Origin of the sequence: Kitasatospora sp. SC0581 (genome assembly GCF_048159585.1) — a bacterium.
Lineage (GTDB): Bacteria > Actinomycetota > Actinomycetes > Streptomycetales > Streptomycetaceae > Kitasatospora.
Genome location: NZ_JBLRWA010000176.1, coordinates 1 through 405, shown reverse-complemented (window position 1 = coordinate 405; position 405 = coordinate 1). Strand labels below are relative to the sequence as shown.

Annotated in this window: 1 protein-coding gene; it reads left to right on the top strand. The window is 43.5% G+C overall.

The features are described 5' to 3' along the window. Positions 1-18: 18 nt before the first annotated feature. The coding region (locus ACLWS4_RS37650; protein ID WP_416876523.1) for a PRD domain-containing protein at positions 19-405 on the top strand (387 nt) is incomplete at its 3' end.

The window sequence follows — 405 nt, the reverse complement described above, 5'->3', positions numbered from 1 at the left end:
TACACTTTTGAAAGGAAAGTGGCGAAGGAAATTACAGGGGAAGTGGAAACAATCTCCGGCATCCCGGTTCCCCCGGCAGAAATGGACTATATTCTCGTGCATTTACTGGGGACAAAACTAATTTCAAAGCATATAGCGCGGCAAGTATCCGATGAAATTGATGATATTGTTAATGCCATCCTTCGTAAACTAAAGATTCAGTTTCATTGGGATTTCAGCAATGACAAAGAGTTCAGAAACGGGCTGACTTTGCATCTGCAAACCTCCTTGAACCGGATGAAATATAAGATGAATATCCGGAACCCGTTGCTGAATGAGATGAAAACCAAATTCCCCATTGCCTTTGAAGGAGCAGTCGCTGCCGGCGAGTGCATAGAAGCGGTTATCCATAAAAAGGTGAATGAG